This is a genomic window from Vibrio sp. Y176, assembly GCF_033438945.1.
In genome coordinates this window covers 170,786-188,391 of record NZ_JAWOQS010000005.1, presented here as the reverse complement: position 1 = coordinate 188,391, position 17,606 = coordinate 170,786, and the positions used below count along the sequence as shown (strand labels likewise).

The window sequence follows — 17,606 nt, the reverse complement described above, 5'->3', positions numbered from 1 at the left end:
AATAAATGACTGGGATCTAATAATTGCTTTGGTATTTAAGACTATTTTGATTAATTAGGGCGTACGGCTATCTTTTGTGCACCTATCTAGATGATGCTTCGTTACTTTGCCAAACAATGGTGTTTAGACGATATCCTTTATCGGCTCTGTGCAGGACTCGTTCAGCGTTCTTTGTGACGAGCCCTACAGAGGAACATGCATAAAAATTAGAAGCGGAAACTAAAACCAACATTTGATTGGAATTGGTTCATCCAATCAGTATCGAACTTAATGATACAGTTTGAGCCGTCATTAGGTAGATTACAGGCGCCAGATGTATCGTTATCAACGACCGTTCCTAACCATCTCAGTTGGGCTGTTAATGCAAAGTTCTTTGAAAATTCATATTCCAGCCCTGCAAAAGCGCTAGCCGAAAATCCGTATTTTTTGTCTACCCAATCCACATCGGCATAAGAAGCGCCCAAACCTACACCGATATAGGTTTGCCAATTTTCTGCGACAGGATAGTACATGCTGCTTTGGAAGTGCAGATAATGGATATCTGCTGAGTTGGACAGCTTTTCAAGTTCCGTCGATTGATTGGAGTAAAACAATCCGATCCTTCCTTTTTCTAAGGGAGTCTCGACTGAAAGAGCGTAGTTCACTGCGGGGGCGAGATCGTATGTATTACCACTTTCATCCTCTACTTGGCCGCCTCCTGTATAGCCTATGTATGGTGTAACGATGATATTCGCTTGTGCATTGATAGCAGTACTCATCATCATGATTCCTACTAGCCAGCTGAGTTTTTGGTTCATGCCCTATCTCCTTATTATGACTAAGCTAATTGTGATGGGTTAGTCAAAATTGCGCGACTAAATTAAGCAAATCTTGAACATATTTCACACCGGTGTTATTAATTTGTTACATGTTAAGGAGGTGTTTATGGAACACGATCTAAAATCCGCATTAATCATTGTGGTGACTGTTTTTGCAGTGCTTTTGTCATTTGGCATCATTGCTATTACAACAGCTTAAGATAACCACTTTTACCAAACGTTTTAACAAAATGGCGTGAGCCTATGATACGTAACAGCGGTATAATCACAGAAAGCCATGCAGAGCTTGATGTAAAAGTTTATGAGCACTTTAGGCATGGTAAAACTGCTTTAGTCACTCAAGGTGGAGGGCAGAGAGGGATTTTTACCGCTGGCGTTTTAGACGCCTTTTTACTTTCCAACTTCGATCCTTTCGATGAATTCTATGGCACCTCTGCCGGAGCACTTAACTTATGTTCTTACTTGTGTCGTCAACATGGCATGGGCAAAGCTTTTATTACCGAGCTGACAACGTCTCCTGAATTTTTTAATCTGTTTCGCTATATCCGAAAGCAGCAGTACTTAGGTTTAGAGTGGGCATTAGAACGGATTCAAGATTTCCCATACAAGCTTGACCTTGATTTAGGTCGCAGCGCATTGGGAAAACGAGGAGCGTTTGCTGCGGTAACGAATATAGAGACGCTATCAGATCAATATCTACCAATCTTGGATGACTCGTGGTTTAACACTATGCTAGCGACATGTGCGATTCCCAAGTTGTACCACGGACCTGTCGACGTAAATGGCAATAAGTTTGTTGATGGCGGCGTGTCTGCCTCTATCCCTGTTCAAGAAGCGTGGCGTCAGAATGCTCGCAACATTATTGTCATTCGCACAGAGCCGTTTTCAGAGATTGAAGCGAGAGCCCAAAGTGAAGTGGGGGATGTGCCTGTCGAATGGTATCGAGAGTCTATCAACTCAGTACAGCAATCATGGCAGCAAAAAGTGAATCAGTGGAAGCTGGATTGGGCGTCGTTCTTCCAACAAAAAATTAATGCAGCACATCAATCGAAGCTTGCAGGGAAAATGCTGTTAAATGGAGGCCGTTGGTTGTTCGGTGCCGATAACTTGTATCGTTTAAGTCATCTGATTGGTGAGAATTTTGATTCAGGTTTAGCCGACATGCTGATGATTCATTATCAAACATTTGAGCTCACTCAGGCCTTTATATCTGCTCCACCTGACGACACTTTTATTTTACAAGTTGCGCCTAAAGAGGGACTTCGTTCTTCTTCTTTGTTAAGTGACCAAGAGTCACTAGAGCATGACTATCAACTTGGGCTTCAAGCTGGGTTTAACCTAGTTCAACTCTATGACCAGCTGGATGTTGAAATTGATGGTAGAGAGAGTGCATAAACCTTCTTACGTTCACGATGTGCGCAATATACAAAGCATATAAATAAGGCTCCATTTTCGGAGCCTTATTTGCGGGTTCTTGTGGTTAATTCCAGTTAGGTATAACGACTACGCTTGTAGAATGCGCATGCAGTTGGTTGAGCCCACAACATCCATTACATCGCCTTGAGTAATAATGACTAAATCACCTTTGTGCAAGAACCCTTGCTCTTTAAGGCTAGTAATCGCTGCTTGAGCCGTTGGTAAACCCGCATCACTTTTTGACTCGAAATATACAGGTGTCACGCCTCGGTATAATGCTGCTCGATTTAGTGTCGATTCATTCCGTGATAAGGCAAATATTGGCAAGCCAGAGCTTAAGCGAGACATCATCAACGCAGTCCTGCCGGACTCAGTTAACGAGATCATCGCTTTAATTCCTTCCATGTGATTCGCAGAGTACATGGTTGCCATTGCGATGGTTTCTTCAGCGGTTTCGAAGGTTCTATCTAAGCGATAGGTTGATAGACTTGCCTCCGACATTTTTTCTGCCCCCACACATACTTCGGCCATAGATTTGACCGTTTCTACAGGATATTTACCTGCAGCAGTCTCTCCAGACAGCATCACCGCGTCAGTGCCGTCTAGAACCGCATTGGCTACATCCATCACTTCAGCACGCGTTGGCATTGGGCTAGTAATCATGGATTCCATCATTTGTGTCGCAGTAATCACGATACGGTTTAAACTGCGTGCGCGGCGAATCAGTTTTTTCTGGACACCTATGAGCTCAGGGTCACCGATTTCTACACCAAGGTCACCACGTGCAACCATCACTACATCGGATGCGAGAATAATGTCGTCAATAGACTCATTGGTCGCGACGGTTTCTGCTCGTTCGACTTTAGCCACTAACATGGCTTCAAGGCCTGCATCTCTGGCTAAGCGTCGAGCGTAATGCATGTCTTCGCCGTTACGCGGGAATGAAATAGCAAGGTAGTCTACTTGAATTGCTGCGGCGGTAAGAATGTCGGCTTTATCTTTCTCTGTGAGCGCATCGGCTGACAATCCGCCGCCTTTTTTGTTGATCCCTTTATTGTTGGACAGTGGACCACCGACAATCACACGGGTATGAACTTTATTACCCTCTACTTTGGTAACTTGCAGCTGAACGCGTCCATCATCGAGTAATAAAATGTCATTTGGTGAAACATCTTGCGGTAGTTCTTTATAATCTAACCCTACAGATTCTTGATTGCCTTCACCTTTTGGTAAATCACTATCTAATGTGAATTTATCGCCCACATTCAAAATGACTTGGCCGTCTTTAAACGTTGATACACGGATTTTAGGGCCTTGTAAGTCACCAAGAATTGCAACCTGACGCCCAAGTCTTGCTGCAATGGTACGGACTTTGTTCGCACGTTGAATGTGGTCTTCACTGGTTCCATGTGAAAAATTCATACGGACAACGTTTGCACCGGCTTTGATGATCTCCTCAAGTATATTGTCCTTATCCGTTGAAGGACCCAGCGTAGTGACAATTTTTGTTCGTCTTAATTTGGAAGTCATAGATTCTCCGATGAATGTGTGTGTACAGGTAACTTGAACTCTATCCTTACTTTACGCAATCGCTCTCAAGGTTAGCCTCGCTTAGCCCACACCTTAAAGCTACTTGAATATAAGTATATGCACAGAATGTTTACATTAAGAGTAACCCCGGTAAAACAGACAGATATTCGACAGGCAATGGCCTTATTGATAAAAATACGCTGCTTTAAAGGCATTACTTCATAATTTAGTGAATAAAAATAAGTTATTTTTCAAACAATTTAACAGGAGTAGATTCTTCGTTATTTGATTGAATACACAAACAAACAGGTTTATACGTGATGCTTGTCACGGGGATTTATTAATTCACTTCACAATTAGTTCGCAAAGTAAAAAAATTGTCCCGTTATAGAATTTCGGAGTGCAAGATGTACATGGCTCAACCGGGCCATATTGATCATATCAAACAGGTCAATGCTGGTCGTGTATATAAACTAATTGACCTAAAAGGTCCTATTTCTCGAATTGATTTGTCCAAGCAGAGTGAGCTTGCTCCTGCTAGTATCACCAAAATCACTCGAGAATTAATTGAAGCGCACTTGATTCATGAAACGACAGTACAAGAAGCGACGAGTCGTGGTCGACCTGCTGTCGGTTTGCAGGTCAATAATGAAGGCTGGCAATTTTTGTCAATGCGTTTGGGGCGGGGTTATTTAACCATTGCTTTGCATGAGTTAGGCGGTGATGTACTAATCGATACTAAAATCGAGATACACGAGCTTGATCAAGACGATGTGCTTGAGCGCCTGCTTTACGAAATTGATGAATTCTTTCAGACTTACGCGGATCAACTTGATCGTGTTACCAGTATTGCCCTTACGCTGCCTGGTCTCGTGAACTCAGAGCAAGGTGTCGTTTTGCAGATGCCTCATTACAATGTCGAAAATCTTGCTCTTGGACCAGAGATATACAAAGCAACGGGCTTGCCAGTTTTCATTGCCAATGACACGCGAGCTTGGGCATTAGCAGAAAAGCTTTTTGGTCATTCTCAAGATAATGACAACTCCGTTCTTATCTCTATCCACCACGGTTTAGGTGCGGGCATCATTCTGGATGGGCGCGTTTTGCAAGGCCGTCACGGTAACATTGGTGAACTCGGGCATATTCAAATTGACCCAAATGGAAAACGTTGTCATTGCGGCAATATAGGCTGTTTGGAAACCGTTGCCAGTTCTCAGGCAATTCGTGAAGAAGTCGTAAGACGAATCGCTGATGGCGAAGACTCTATTCTTGCTAAACAAGAGGAAATGAGTATTGAGAGCATTTGTGAAGCCGCTGCAAACGGTGATCCTTTGGCCGTCGATGTGATTGAAAAACTTGGAGGCTACTTAGGCTCTGCAATTGCTATTGTGATCAACTTATTTAACCCTGAGAAAATCTTGATCGGTGGTGTGATTAACCAAGCAAAAGATGTGCTTTATCCTGCGGTTCGTCGCTGTATCGAAGAGCAGAGTTTACCTGTTTATCACCAAGATCTTGAGCTGGTGGAGTCTCGTTTCTATAAGCAAGCCACAATGCCTGGTGCCGCGTTGATTAAGCAAGCGTTGTACGATGGTCAACTATTGATGAAGGTTGTGGAAGGTTAAGTACTTTTTAACATGATGATGTGCCTGGCTGTTGAGACTGCATTTGTAGGTGATTTAGGGTGAGACTTAACGGCTCACCCTTTTTGATCGCCTATTACTAGAATGGGAATTTGAGTTATGTTGCATTGCTATATCTGCGCCATTCATGTAATTTCCTAAAAAGCTCAAGTAAATAAACAAAATGGCTTTCAATGTGCTGCGTGACTTTGCGTCTGATGCAAAGAGAAGTAATACGCTAAAACTGTTGTACTTTAAAGCTGTGCTCGAAAAGCCAAATATTTTAAGGTTATTTGGTTATATAACCTTGCTGTGTCTGTACTGATTTCGAGTAAAATAAGAATTATCCATAATTTAGGTAGTAGTATGTCCGGAGTGTTAAATACGGTTGACCAGCGTACAAACTTGGTTGGTGAAAATCGACTAGAGCTTCTGCTGTTCACTTTAAATAGTCGCCAATTATTTGCGATTAATGTGTTCAAAGTGAAAGAGGTCATCAAGCTTCCACCGTTAACCAAGCTCCCTGGATCGCACTACAATATTCGTGGGGTTGCTTCTCTACGAGGTGAAGCGGTACCAGTGATTGATTTACGAGGCGCAATTGGTTTTCCTGCTTTACGTGGTGAAGCGGAAGAAGAAAATTTGATCGTGACAGAGTACAACCGCACGGTGCAGGGCTTCTTAGTCGGTCCGGTTAAAAACATTATTAATACGGCATGGACTGAAATTCAGCCGCCTCCTTCTACGTCTGGTCGCTCGAATTACCTCACGGCTATCACGCAAATCAAAGAGGGGGATGCCTCTCAAATTGTCGAAATTATTGACGTTGAAAAAGTTTTAGCAGAGATCGTGCATTACGACGTGACTATTTCGGAGGACATTCTCGATCAAGAATTGGCCCAAGCAATGGTCGGGCGTAATGTTCTGATTGTAGATGATTCCTCTACAGCTCGTAATCAAGTTCGCGATACGCTTTCTCAATTGGGTATGAATATCATCGAGTGTCGTGACGGGCTAGAAGCGCTAACGGTTTTAAAACGTTGGTGTGATGAAGGTAAAGATGTAGAAAAAGAGCTGTTGATGATGATTACGGATGCTGAAATGCCTGAAATGGACGGTTATAAACTGACCCATGAAGTGCGCCAAGATCCACGTATGTCTAAGTTGTTTATCACATTGAACACTTCTCTGAGCGGTAGTTTTAATGAAGCCATGGTGCAAAAAGTAGGCTGTGATCGCTTTATATCTAAATTCCAACCGGATCTGCTGGTTGAAGTTGCTCAAGACCGATTACGCCAGATGCTTTCTAAAAGTGCATGATTAGATCTAGTGAAATCAGAGGGAGCGCACCTCTCTCTGATTTTTAACATCTCTCTCCTTAATTCCTCTGTACTAATGGAAATCCCGAGATTTACTTTGTAGATTGTTCAAGTAGTGCGTGCAATCAATCAACTTACCAGCAATGACGTGCGTGACTTCTCCCTCTCTTTCAAGAATGCCTTTCACCATTAATACTTTAGCGCCTAAATACGCTTGCTTTTGGGCTCGTGCTGTCGCTTGCCAAACGACCACATTAATGTTGCCCGTGTCATCTTCTAACGTAAAAAATGTCACGCCAGCGGCGGTGCCTGGAGATTGTCTTCCTGTTACCACACCTACCACTGTGACCAGTGACTTATGCGGTTTCTCTGTCAGTTGCCTCATGCGGGTAAAGTGAGGGAGTTTGCCCGTTTCTTCTAATAATTTAATTGGATGGCGGCTAAGAGATAGTCCCGTGCTTGCGTAATCCTCAATTAAATTTTCATATTCAGAAGGTTGAGTCTGGTAGCTAACATTGGGTTCTTCGACCTTGTGAAACAATGGTAGGTCAGATAAGGAATCCATTGCTGCCCAGCGAGCATTATAACGATTTCCCGATAAGGCCTGAAATGCATTGGCTGAAGCCAATAATTCAATATCACTTCGGTTTCTTAATATCTGCTTTACTTCTTGAATCGATCGGTAACCATTAAGTGGTTTGCGCTCAATAAGCCTTTGTGCGCTTTCTGCGTTAAAGCCTTTCACCAAGCGAAAACCAAGTTGCACGCCGAGCCTGCCATTCGGACGTGAGACGAGATGATGTTGATATTTTGAATGATTGACGCACACCGGCAATACTTCGACGCCATGTCGGCGAGCATCTTGTACTAATTGCGATGGGCTATAAAATCCCATTGGTTGGCTGTTCAACAATGCAGTGCAAAATTCGGCTGGGTAATAATATTTTAACCATGCAGAACAATATGCCAGCACTGCGAAAGACGCTGAATGACTTTCAGGGAAGCCGTACTCACCAAAGCCGCAAATCTGATCGAAAATGCGCTCAGCAAACGCTAAGTCATAACCTCTCTCTTGCATACCATTGATCAGTTTTGGTCTGAATTTAGCGAGATCGCCATTCTTTTTCCATGATGCCATTGCTCGACGGAGTTGATCGGCCTCGCCGCCGCTAAACCCTGCGGCTACCATGGCTAGCTTGATGACTTGCTCTTGGAAAATAGGGACGCCCATAGTCCGCTCAAGAACGCTTTTTACTTCTTCCGATGGATAACTGACAGGCTCTTTGTGATCTCGTCGTTTTAAAAAAGGATGCACCATATCACCCTGAATAGGGCCTGGACGAACAATTGCAATTTGAATCACTAAGTCGTAATAACAAGCAGGCTTTAGGCGAGGAAGCATGCTCATTTGTGCACGAGATTCAATTTGGAATACGCCTATCGTGTCAGCTTTTTGGATCATGCGGTACACGTGTGGATCATCTTGTCGGCGAGTGATTTCGGAAATAGAGAGGGATCGTTGGTGATGTTTCTCGACCAGCTGAAAGCACTTTTTGATGGCGTTTAACATGCCGAGTGCGAGTACATCGACTTTTAGTAGCTTCAAGCTTTCTAAATCGTCTTTATCCCATTGAATGATAGTGCGATCTTCCATCGAGGCATTTTCAACAGGTACCAACTCATATAAAGGGCCAGATGAAATTACAAAGCCACCTACGTGCTGAGATAAATGGCGTGGGAAGCCAATGATCTCGTTGACCAATTGGATGAACTGCTGCCCTTTGAGAGATTCTGGTTGTAAGCCCAGTTCAATAATTTGAGCTTGCCAGCCTTGGCGGCGATCTCGGCGATTAACGTTCTTAATGAAAAAATCCAATTGGGTCTCTTCAATCCCTAGTGCTTTACCGACTTCACGCACGGCACTTTTAAAGCGATAGCTGATCACTGTTGCAGCAAGTGCTGCACGCTCACGGCCATATTTTTTGTAAATATACTGGATAACTTCTTCACGGCGCTCGTGTTCAAAGTCTACATCAATATCCGGCGGTTCCTTACGTTCTTTACTGATAAATCGTTCGAATAAGACAGCGATTTGTCGAGGATCGACGGCGGTAATTTCCAGGCAATAACACACCACAGAGTTTGCAGCGGAACCTCGCCCTTGGTAAAGAATGCCTTGCTGTTTCGCGAACATTACGATGTCGTGAATAGTAAGGAAGTAGTAGTGGTATTTCAGCTCTTGAATAAGCGCTAGTTCATTCTCGATGGTTTGATTGACTTCTGCTGGCACGCCTTCAGGAAAACGCAGCTTTTTACCGCGTTCGACCAACATACGTAAGTAAGAGTCGGGTGTGTAACCATCTGGGATCAGCTCGGTAGGATATTCGTATTTTAAATCGGAGAGCTTAAACTCGCATAAATCGGCGATGTAAGTGCTTTCTTCCAGCCATTCTGGTTTGTAAATCCGAATCAACTTTTTAAAAGGACGAAGTGCTCGCTCAGTATTCGAAATACGATCAAAACCGAGTTTATCGACGCTACACCCATGCTTTATAGCAGTAAGTACATGCTGTAATGGCAAGCGTTCAACATCATGCATGAGAACGCCTCCGCAGGCAGTTATAGGTAATTGAAATTCATGTGCTAACTGCTCGCAGTGCGCAATGTACTCAGTATCGTTGTTACTCAAATGGCGCTGAATCGCTACCCACAAACGATTAGCGTGGTGTTGATTGAGCCAGCGCCCCCAATAGTGATCACTCTCTTGATGTGTGGGCAGCCACAATACCAAACAATGTCGAACCGACATCAAATCCCATTCGAACAGTTGATAGTTGCCTTTTTCACTGCGTCTCCTTGCGTTTGTGATGATACGACACAACTCGGCATAAGCCTTGCGACAAGGGCAAAGCAGTACGATTTGGCATTCATCATTTAACCAAAACATACTTCCAACGATTTGTTTGATATCGAGTTTATGTTGTTCGATGGTCGCATGGGCTTTGACAACGCCCGCGACTGAACATTCATCCGTTATGGCTAGAGCTTGATAGCGATAGAAAGCAGCTTGGAGTACCAGCTCTTCTGCATGAGAAGCCCCAGTCAAAAAAGAAAAGTTAGACTGACAAAATAGTTCCGCGTAACTCATAATGATCCAACAAAAATAACTGTCGATTTAACAAAAATAGCCATGAAGAAACCAGTGCTTGTGCTGATCACGAAATATCCATAACCAGCGGCCTTGCTTGGTGTGTGCAATGTAGTAATCACGCATGATCTCATCACCATCCCACCACCCAGAAACTATTCGCTCAGGTCCGTGGACCAAAGAAACTTGTTCTTGCAATACAATGGGAGTGGGTAATTGCATTGCGGGGCGTAGTATGGAAGGTATGGCGTGCCCCTTTTCATCCGGAGCATCAGCAGGGCGATACTGACTGGCCTTTTCTGGTCTAGGATCGCAAGCAATATTGGGTTTTAAAACGGCACTTTTCCCCAATTTAGCTTGCAGTAAAGAGAGCAGCTCTAAAGCATTCATGTTTCCTTTCTGCCCAGCAAAGAGATCGCGTGATGCACTAAGAGGCTCACCTTGACGGATGACTTTTAACGTTAGCCCTGTGACTGGGCCATTAAGCGAGAGTGACTCTAAGCTCAAACTCGCTAACTGTTGCCAACGCTGACATAGGTAATCACCTTGCGCAGAAGTGAGTTGAAGGTGTTGCTCTTGTTTCTCACGCTGGTGGAGTGTTAAACACAGTTCAAAAGCGACCTTATCTCTTAATTTAAGAAAGGTTTCGAGTTGACGAAGTAATTTGGCCAACGGCTTTTCAATCCACTGAACGTTTTCGATCTCAAACAAGAGCTCTAAATAAACTTGGAAGGATTCGGTAGGGTGATAAAAGTCGACAGGGTGTTTAAACTGCCCAGTCAGTCGACCAACGTAGTTCACCAAATCGATATCAAAGCGTCGTGCGATGTCTTGCAATGGCAGTTCAAGCAGGTTTTGCAATGTGGTGACGCCTACACGTTGTAACTTCTCTACGGTAGCGTTTGATAAATCTGTCAGTTTTAACGGTAGTGGTGATAAAGCTTTTTGTATGGCAGATTTGTCTTCACTGATGACGTTCGCTCCTGATATTGCCATCAATTTGGCAGCAAAAGGCGAAAAACCACATCCGAATTGAAAACTCAGTTTCAGCTCCGATAAGTGAGCTCTGACTTTATTCCAATAGTTTTCAAGCCCTTCATACAGAGCGAGCATTGGAGTAGCACGCAGTAAAATACCTTGGTTTGGCATCAACACAACGTCAGATGTGATCAAATACAGCCATTGAGCAATTTCTTGTAACTTGCTCCATTCGGTGTGCGGATGATAAGGATGCACTTGTAAATCTCGACACAAGGACGCAGCACTGCCTAGTCCCATACCTGGCTTAATGCCTTGTTGTTCGGCAATCTCGTTGTATTGAATAATCTGGCAACGTTGGCTTTCGACAATCACCACGGGTTGTTCTTGGTTATCACCAAAGAGTGCGTCTAGCTGCAGGCGAGGGAAGTGCAAGTAAATCCACAGAGCCATATCACTAACCTTGGTTCGCCAGTGGGAAATTGACCACAGTCGAGTGCACAGTTTCAGATGATGGTTTCACCAGTTGCGGGTAATGGTGTTGGAAGCCGATACTAACGCTACCTCTATTCCAGCCTCCTTTCCTTTTCAGCACTTCAACATTAATCCCTTGCTCGTCGCCTTTCAGTTTTAAACTGAGTGACACAGGCAAAGACAAGCGGTTGATAGTATCTGTTTTAAGCATAAAGAGAGGGCAACTCCCTTGTTCACTTGCTACCTGTAAGCGTTTCACTTGATGTATTTCAAGCTCTTCTTGCCATAACAAAACATTACTGCATACCCCACTTTTCAGACATTGCTCTGCAGCCCAAAGAGCATCTTTGGGGTGAGTTGGAGTAACAACCCACACTTGGTTTATATCCAACCCGATGTAGTGTAAAAACAGAGAATTCACTAGCGCAGGTGGTTGAATAAATGCGGTCATACCATTGGTCTGAGTGGCTTTTAAATAGGGAGCGAGCAAACGCAATTCACCAATACTACCAATAGATTCCATCTCCACTACGCCATGAGGTGGAAAGCCTCCGCCGAGCAAATCATCTAATTCAGAAAAACCGGAACTAGTCTGCAACTGCTGAGGATCTGCTTTCGTTAAATTTGCTTGCCAAACAAGGTGTTGGCTTTTTAAGTTCTGAATAATATCTTGCATAATAAATACCTGTATATACATACAGTATATTTCTGTGGGAGAAAGTCGCAAGATTTTTATGAAGAGAGAGATGAAAAAAGGCAGCGTTTGCTGCCTTTTCAATCGATTATGTGAGGTAACCTGAATGAGTTATTTACGCTTCGGTTGAGCGTCGATGCACTGACCGTTCACATCGGTAACCGCAGGATCCATTAAGTGCAAATATAGCGGCATGATATCCAGTGGCGTTTTGAGAGTATTCGCATCTTCACCCGGATATGCTTTTTCACGCATGCGAGTACGAGTGGCACCAGGGTTAATTGCGTTAACGCGAATCGGTGTATCACTCAGCTCGTCAGCTAAAACTTGCATCATGCCTTCTACGGCAAATTTAGAGATAGCGTATGGCCCCCAGAATGCGCGGCCAGAGTGGCCGACGGTTGAAGAGGTAAAGATAATACGCCCAGCTTCTGATTTACGCATCACAGGCAGTAGTGCTTGAGTCATTAGCACTTCGGCTTTCACGTTGATCTGCATGATATCGTCGAAGTCTTCCTCTTTGATTTGATCAAATGGACACAGCGAACTCAAGACACCTGCGTTGTGTAATAGACCATCCAAGCGACCAAACTGTCCTTCGATTGTCTCTGCCATATCAATGTAATTCTGCTGAGTTGCGCCCTTGAGATCCAATGGAATGATAGCTGCTTGTGGATAGCCAGCAGCTTCAATCTCATCATAGATAGATTCAAGGTTTTGCACATTTCTACCCAAGAGAATAACAGTTGCACCGTGCTCGGCATAAGAAAGCGCGGCTTGACGGCCGATGCCATTACCAGCGCCAGTAACAAGAATGACTTTACCTTTTAGAGCATCAGCTGAAACGGAGTAGTTCACGGCGATAAATCCTTATTATTGTAAGAGGGTCCATGATAGTTAATTGACGCTAAAAAACGCCTGTTTCTCAATGGAAAATCTTGGTAATCGTGACAAGATGGTTACAATACACCAATTCATGTGTTATACCAATTCCAGAACTTTCGTTAGGTATGCTATCAATCAGAACAAGTGGTTACAAACCGCGCTGCCTTCTCGCTGATGTTTCTGCGTAACATACTAACGTCATCTGAAATGAGATAAAGGAGCTCTCGTTGGAATTTTTATTAGATTATGGTCTGTTTCTGGCCAAAATTATCACGGTGGTTGCTGCGATAATTGTTCTGCTCATTATTGCAAAATCGGCTGGTGGCAAATCGGGTGCGGCGAAAGGGGAGTTAGAGATTACCAACCTTTCAGAGCAACACAAACAATCTGTTGAGCAGTTAGAGCATCATTTGCATGACGATGCTTTCATCAAGGCTCGAGATAAAGCCGTCAAGAAAGAAGAAAAAGAGAAGAACAAATCTCGCGAGAAAGAAATCAAACAAGCGAGCAAAGACGGTTCATTAGATAGCAAGCGTGAACCACACCTATTTGTTCTTGATTTCAACGGTAGCATAGACGCAAAAGAAGTCGCGTCTCTACGTGAAGAAATCACCGCTATTTTGGCTGTCGCACGTGAAGGTGATGAAGTGTTACTTCGCTTAGAGTCTGGCGGTGGTATGGTTCATGGTTACGGCCTTGCCTCTTCTCAACTGGACCGAATCAAAGCGGCGGGTCTTCCTCTGACCATCTCTGTTGACAAAGTTGCGGCAAGTGGCGGTTACATGATGGCATGTGTAGCAGATAAGATTGTTTCTGCACCATTTGCAATTGTGGGTTCTATTGGCGTTATCGCACAAATTCCTAACTTCAACAAACTGTTGAAGAAACATGACATTGAGTACGAACAACTAACAGCGGGTGAATATAAACGCACGCTAACGATGTTCGGTGAGAATACCGATAAAGCGCGCGATAAGTTTAAGCAAGAACTTGAAGAAACACATGTCTTGTTTAAAGACTTCATCCGTGAGCGTCGTCCTAGTTTGGACCTAGACAAAGTAGCCACTGGTGAGCACTGGTTCGGTACACAAGCGAAAGAGCTTGGTTTGGTGGATGACATTAGTACATCTGATGATATCGTTGTTGCAGCATGCAAAGATAAAACTGTACTTTCTGTGCATTATGTACAAAAGAAAAAACTGGCCGACAAGCTAGCAGGTGTGGCGGGTAAAGTCGCTGATAGTGTGATTTTAAAGTTAGCTGAGCGTGGTCAAAAGCCGATTGTTTAATCGAGCTTAAGTTCATGATATTTAAAACGGCGAGGGCGGAAGCCCTCGCCGTTTTTGTTGAACTTTATGTTTATTGATGAATCCAATTACGCATTAGGTGTAATGCTTTACACGACATTTTTCCTCGCTCCAAAGACTTATTACCCGTATAATGTGCGCCTCGAAAACCGAGCAAATTGCTGAAAAGAAACTATTGGTGGAGAAGAACATGTCCTCTCAAACTCCGGTTGTAACCGTAGATGGACCTAGTGGTGCAGGTAAAGGCACTTTATGTATGTTGCTGGCGAAAAAGTTGGGTTTCCAACTCTTAGATTCTGGCGCAATTTATCGTGTACTTGCACTCGCTGCGATTCACCACGGTGTCGACACCGAGTCAGAAGATGCTCTTGTCCCACTAGCAACCCACCTAGACGTTCAATTTATCGCGGAAGGTGACTTAGTTAAGGTCATTCTAGAAGGCGAAGACGTGTCAGGGGAGCTTCGCAAAGAAGAAACAGGTATGGCAGCATCTAAAGTTGCGGCTTTGCCACGTGTTCGTGAAGCATTACTACGTCGTCAGCGTGCATTTGAGACCGCTCCGGGTCTGGTTGCTGATGGTCGTGATATGGGCACAATTGTATTCCCGAGTGCGCAAGCAAAAATCTTCCTTGATGCGAGTGCTGAAGAGCGTGCAAATCGACGCCTTAAACAGTTGCAAGAGAAAGGGTTAGATGTTAGATTTGCTGACCTTTTAAGCGAGATCCAAGAGCGTGACGACCGAGATCGTAATCGCCCAGTGGCGCCATTACGCCCTGCCGAGGATGCGCTTGTGCTAGATTCTACGTCGATGACTATCGACGAAGTAGTAGAAAAGGCACTACAATATATCGAATCGAAGCTAGCTGAGTAATAATACTCGACTAGGCTAAGAGCGTTGGTCGCAAGGATGATGACTGGCGAATTTAATAACCCCATGCGGTAGGATACCCGTGGAAGTTTAATTTATTGAAGATTAATTAAATGACTGAATCTTTTGCTCAACTCTTTGAAGAGTTTCTAAACGAAACAGAATTCCAACAAGGCAGCATCGTTAAAGGTACTGTAGTAGCTATCGAGAACGGTTTCGTTCTTGTTGACGCTGGTCTTAAGTCTGAATCTGCTATCCCTGCTGAACAGTTCAAGAACGCTGCTGGCGAACTTGAAGTTGAAGTTGGCGCTGAAGTAGACGTAGCTCTAGACGCTGTTGAAGATGGTTTCGGTGAAACTCAACTTTCTCGTGAGAAAGCTAAGCGTCACGAAGCTTGGATCGTACTTGAGAAAGCTTACGAAGAAGCTGAAACTGTTGTTGGTATCATCAACGGTAAAGTTAAAGGCGGTTTCACTGTTGAACTAAACGGTATCCGTGCTTTCCTTCCTGGCTCTCTAGTAGACGTACGTCCAATCCGCGACACTGCTCACCTAGAAAACAAAGAGCTAGAGTTCAAAGTTATCAAACTTGACCAAAAACGTAACAACGTAGTTGTTTCACGTCGTGCAGTTATCGAATCAGAGAACAGCGTTGAGCGTGACGAGCTTCTAGAAACTCTACAAGAAGGTTCTGAAGTTAAAGGTATCGTTAAGAACCTTACTGACTACGGTGCGTTCGTTGACCTAGGTGGCGTTGACGGTCTTCTACATATCACTGATATGGCTTGGAAGCGCGTTAAGCACCCATCTGAAATCGTTAACGTTGGTGACGAGATCCAAGTTAAAGTTCTTAAGTTCGACCGTGAGCGTACTCGCGTATCACTAGGTCTTAAGCAACTAGGCGAAGATCCATGGGTAGCAATCGCTAAGCGTTACCCAGAAGGTCACAAACTAACTGGTCGCGTAACTAACCTAACTGACTACGGCTGCTTCGTTGAAATCGAAGAAGGCGTTGAAGGTCTAGTTCACGTTTCAGAAATGGATTGGACTAACAAGAACATCCACCCTTCTAAAGTTGTTAATGTTGGCGACGAAGTTGAGGTTATGGTTCTTGAAATCGACGAAGAACGTCGTCGTATCTCTCTAGGTCTGAAACAGTGTAAAGCTAATCCATGGCAGTCATTCGCTGAAGCACAAGCTAAAGGCGACAAAGTTACTGGTAAGATCAAGTCTATCACTGACTTCGGTATCTTCATCGGTCTAGAAGGCGGCATCGACGGTCTAGTTCACCTATCTGACATTTCTTGGAATGTTGCTGGCGAAGAAGCTGTACGTGAGTACAAGAAAGGCGACGAGATCTCTGCAGTTGTTCTAGCAGTAGACGCTGAGCGTGAGCGCATCTCTCTAGGCATCAAGCAAATGGAAAATGACCCATTCAATGCTTACGTTGCTGACAACAAGAAAGGTGTTCTAGTTAACGCTACTGTAACTGCTGTTGACGCTAAAGGCGCTACTGTTGAAATCGCAGAAGGCGTTGAAGGTTACATCCGTGCTTCTGAAGTATCACGCGATCGCGTAGAAGATGCTTCTCTAATCCTAAGCGCTGGTGATGTTGTTGAAGCGAAGTTCACAGGTGTAGACCGTAAGAACCGCGTAATCAACCTATCTATCAAAGCTAAAGACGAAGCTGACGAGCAAGAAGCAATGGCATCTATCAACAAGCAAGATGACAATGCATTCGGTAACGCAATGGCTGACGCTTTCAAAGCTGCTAAAGGCGAATAATATACTCGCTTAAGCAAAAAAGGAGCCGCAAGGCTCCTTTTTTATATTTGGTCATATTTAAGTAGTAATACTAATGACAGTAAACTATCTTAATAAAAGGCATTTCTTCATTGCGCATTTTGCATAAAATTTGTCTAGAATTGTCAGCAAGTGTTTGTTGGAATTAGTATTACTTACTATAATAAGTGATAAAGATACTCAAAGAGGGCAACTATGACTAAGTCTGAACTGATTGAAAGACTCTGCGCTGAGCAAACACACTTATCAGCGAAAGAGGTAGAGGATGCTGTAAAAGATATTTTAGAGCACATGGCCTCTACACTAGAGAGCGGTGACCGTATCGAGATCCGTGGCTTTGGTAGTTTTTCTCTTCATTACCGCGAGCCTCGCGTAGGTCGTAACCCTAAAACGGGCGATAAAGTGGAATTGGAAGGTAAATACGTTCCACATTTCAAACCAGGTAAAGAACTTCGTGAGCGTGTAAATATTGGTTAATGCACTCTTATTAGTTTGAAAAAAGCGGCATACGTTTGTGTATGCCGCTTTTTTGTAATGTATCCAAGTTAGTCATACATCCAAGATCGTTTACTAATCTAATTGTGGATTCAGCCGTTTTCCTTGCTGCTTTCTATACCCAAATAACTTTAACTTCTAAGCATGTCTACAAACTAAGCATCTTGAGGTTACTTGGGTATAGATTATTGCTAATATACGTAGTCTGAAGAAGCATTTTCCTGCATAATCTTACCGACTTACTCCTAGA

Annotated in this window: 14 protein-coding genes; 8 read left to right on the top strand and 6 right to left on the bottom strand. The window is 43.8% G+C overall.

Features of this window, described 5'->3' with window-relative positions:
- Positions 1-206: 206 nt before the first annotated feature.
- A complete protein-coding gene (locus R7O13_RS14460; protein WP_213963874.1) occupies positions 207-797 on the bottom strand; it encodes an outer membrane protein in 591 nt (196 codons plus the stop codon).
- A gap of 127 nt (positions 798-924) precedes the next feature.
- On the opposite strand from R7O13_RS14460, the gene R7O13_RS14455 reads away from it, so the two are divergent.
- Positions 925-1,017, top strand: a complete 93-nt coding sequence (locus R7O13_RS14455; protein ID WP_005372970.1) for a YnhF family membrane protein — start codon at positions 925-927, stop codon at positions 1,015-1,017.
- A 44-nt stretch (positions 1,018-1,061) separates the two neighbouring features.
- A complete protein-coding gene (locus tag R7O13_RS14450) occupies positions 1,062-2,213 on the top strand; it encodes a patatin family protein (RefSeq protein ID WP_005372971.1) in 1,152 nt (383 codons plus the stop codon).
- 108 nt (positions 2,214-2,321) lie between these two features.
- On the opposite strand, the gene pyk is transcribed toward R7O13_RS14450, so the two are convergent.
- Positions 2,322-3,764: a pyruvate kinase gene (gene pyk / locus R7O13_RS14445; protein ID WP_005372972.1), complete on the bottom strand. Its 1,443-nt coding sequence runs from the start codon at positions 3,762-3,764 to the stop codon at positions 2,322-2,324.
- A gap of 407 nt (positions 3,765-4,171) precedes the next feature.
- On the opposite strand from pyk, the gene R7O13_RS14440 reads away from it, so the two are divergent.
- Positions 4,172-5,389, top strand: coding sequence for an ROK family protein (locus R7O13_RS14440; RefSeq protein ID WP_005372973.1), 1,218 nt, complete (start codon positions 4,172-4,174; stop codon positions 5,387-5,389).
- Between the two features lie 363 nt (positions 5,390-5,752).
- The gene (locus R7O13_RS14435; protein ID WP_005372976.1) at positions 5,753-6,706 is read left to right on the top strand and encodes a chemotaxis protein CheV; all 954 of its coding nucleotides are present in this window, start codon (positions 5,753-5,755) and stop codon (positions 6,704-6,706) included.
- A 72-nt stretch (positions 6,707-6,778) separates the two neighbouring features.
- Here R7O13_RS14435 and R7O13_RS14430 read toward each other — a convergent pair whose 3' ends face one another.
- From R7O13_RS14430 to R7O13_RS14415, 4 genes are all read right to left on the bottom strand, one after another.
- Positions 6,779-9,853 carry an error-prone DNA polymerase gene (locus tag R7O13_RS14430; protein WP_318304116.1) on the bottom strand — a complete coding sequence of 1,025 codons (3,075 nt, stop codon included), beginning with the start codon at positions 9,851-9,853 and terminating at the stop codon, positions 6,779-6,781.
- A gap of 27 nt (positions 9,854-9,880) precedes the next feature.
- Positions 9,881-11,284: a Y-family DNA polymerase gene (locus R7O13_RS14425; RefSeq protein ID WP_262638640.1), complete on the bottom strand. Its 1,404-nt coding sequence runs from the start codon at positions 11,282-11,284 to the stop codon at positions 9,881-9,883.
- Positions 11,285-11,288: 4 nt separating this feature from the next.
- Positions 11,289-11,981 carry a translesion DNA synthesis-associated protein ImuA gene (gene imuA / locus R7O13_RS14420; protein WP_186584799.1) on the bottom strand — a complete coding sequence of 231 codons (693 nt, stop codon included), beginning with the start codon at positions 11,979-11,981 and terminating at the stop codon, positions 11,289-11,291.
- Positions 11,982-12,110: 129 nt separating this feature from the next.
- Positions 12,111-12,857, bottom strand: coding sequence for a YciK family oxidoreductase (locus R7O13_RS14415; protein ID WP_005372980.1), 747 nt, complete (start codon positions 12,855-12,857; stop codon positions 12,111-12,113).
- 254 nt (positions 12,858-13,111) lie between these two features.
- Here R7O13_RS14415 and sohB point away from each other — a divergent pair, with 254 nt between their 5' ends.
- From sohB to ihfB, 4 genes are all read left to right on the top strand, one after another.
- Positions 13,112-14,173: a protease SohB gene (sohB, locus tag R7O13_RS14410; RefSeq protein WP_005385819.1), complete on the top strand. Its 1,062-nt coding sequence runs from the start codon at positions 13,112-13,114 to the stop codon at positions 14,171-14,173.
- A 208-nt stretch (positions 14,174-14,381) separates the two neighbouring features.
- Positions 14,382-15,062 carry a (d)CMP kinase gene (gene cmk, locus R7O13_RS14405; protein WP_021033981.1) on the top strand — a complete coding sequence of 227 codons (681 nt, stop codon included), beginning with the start codon at positions 14,382-14,384 and terminating at the stop codon, positions 15,060-15,062.
- A gap of 110 nt (positions 15,063-15,172) precedes the next feature.
- Complete coding sequence (gene rpsA / locus R7O13_RS14400; RefSeq protein WP_005385817.1) at positions 15,173-16,843, top strand: 30S ribosomal protein S1; 1,671 nt, start codon at positions 15,173-15,175, stop codon at positions 16,841-16,843.
- A gap of 213 nt (positions 16,844-17,056) precedes the next feature.
- Positions 17,057-17,338, top strand: a complete 282-nt coding sequence (ihfB, locus tag R7O13_RS14395) for an integration host factor subunit beta (protein ID WP_005385816.1) — start codon at positions 17,057-17,059, stop codon at positions 17,336-17,338.
- Positions 17,339-17,606 lie beyond the last annotated feature (268 nt).

What these genes read in the sequence shown, in the direction of transcription:
- R7O13_RS14460 (WP_213963874.1), bottom strand. Translation starts at nt 797, where the DNA reads ATGAACCAAAAACTCAGCTGGCTAGTAGGAATCATGATGATGAGTACT.
- R7O13_RS14455 (WP_005372970.1), top strand. Translation starts at nt 925, where the DNA reads ATGGAACACGATCTAAAATCCGCATTAATCATTGTGGTGACTGTTTTT.
- R7O13_RS14450 (WP_005372971.1), top strand. Translation starts at nt 1,062, where the DNA reads ATGATACGTAACAGCGGTATAATCACAGAAAGCCATGCAGAGCTTGAT.
- pyk (WP_005372972.1), bottom strand. Translation starts at nt 3,764, where the DNA reads ATGACTTCCAAATTAAGACGAACAAAAATTGTCACTACGCTGGGTCCT.
- R7O13_RS14440 (WP_005372973.1), top strand. Translation starts at nt 4,172, where the DNA reads ATGTACATGGCTCAACCGGGCCATATTGATCATATCAAACAGGTCAAT.
- R7O13_RS14435 (WP_005372976.1), top strand. Translation starts at nt 5,753, where the DNA reads ATGTCCGGAGTGTTAAATACGGTTGACCAGCGTACAAACTTGGTTGGT.
- R7O13_RS14430 (WP_318304116.1), bottom strand. Translation starts at nt 9,853, where the DNA reads ATGAGTTACGCGGAACTATTTTGTCAGTCTAACTTTTCTTTTTTGACT.
- R7O13_RS14425 (WP_262638640.1), bottom strand. Translation starts at nt 11,284, where the DNA reads ATGGCTCTGTGGATTTACTTGCACTTCCCTCGCCTGCAGCTAGACGCA.
- imuA (WP_186584799.1), bottom strand. Translation starts at nt 11,981, where the DNA reads ATGCAAGATATTATTCAGAACTTAAAAAGCCAACACCTTGTTTGGCAA.
- cmk (WP_021033981.1), top strand. Translation starts at nt 14,382, where the DNA reads ATGTCCTCTCAAACTCCGGTTGTAACCGTAGATGGACCTAGTGGTGCA.
- rpsA (WP_005385817.1), top strand. Translation starts at nt 15,173, where the DNA reads ATGACTGAATCTTTTGCTCAACTCTTTGAAGAGTTTCTAAACGAAACA.
- ihfB (WP_005385816.1), top strand. Translation starts at nt 17,057, where the DNA reads ATGACTAAGTCTGAACTGATTGAAAGACTCTGCGCTGAGCAAACACAC.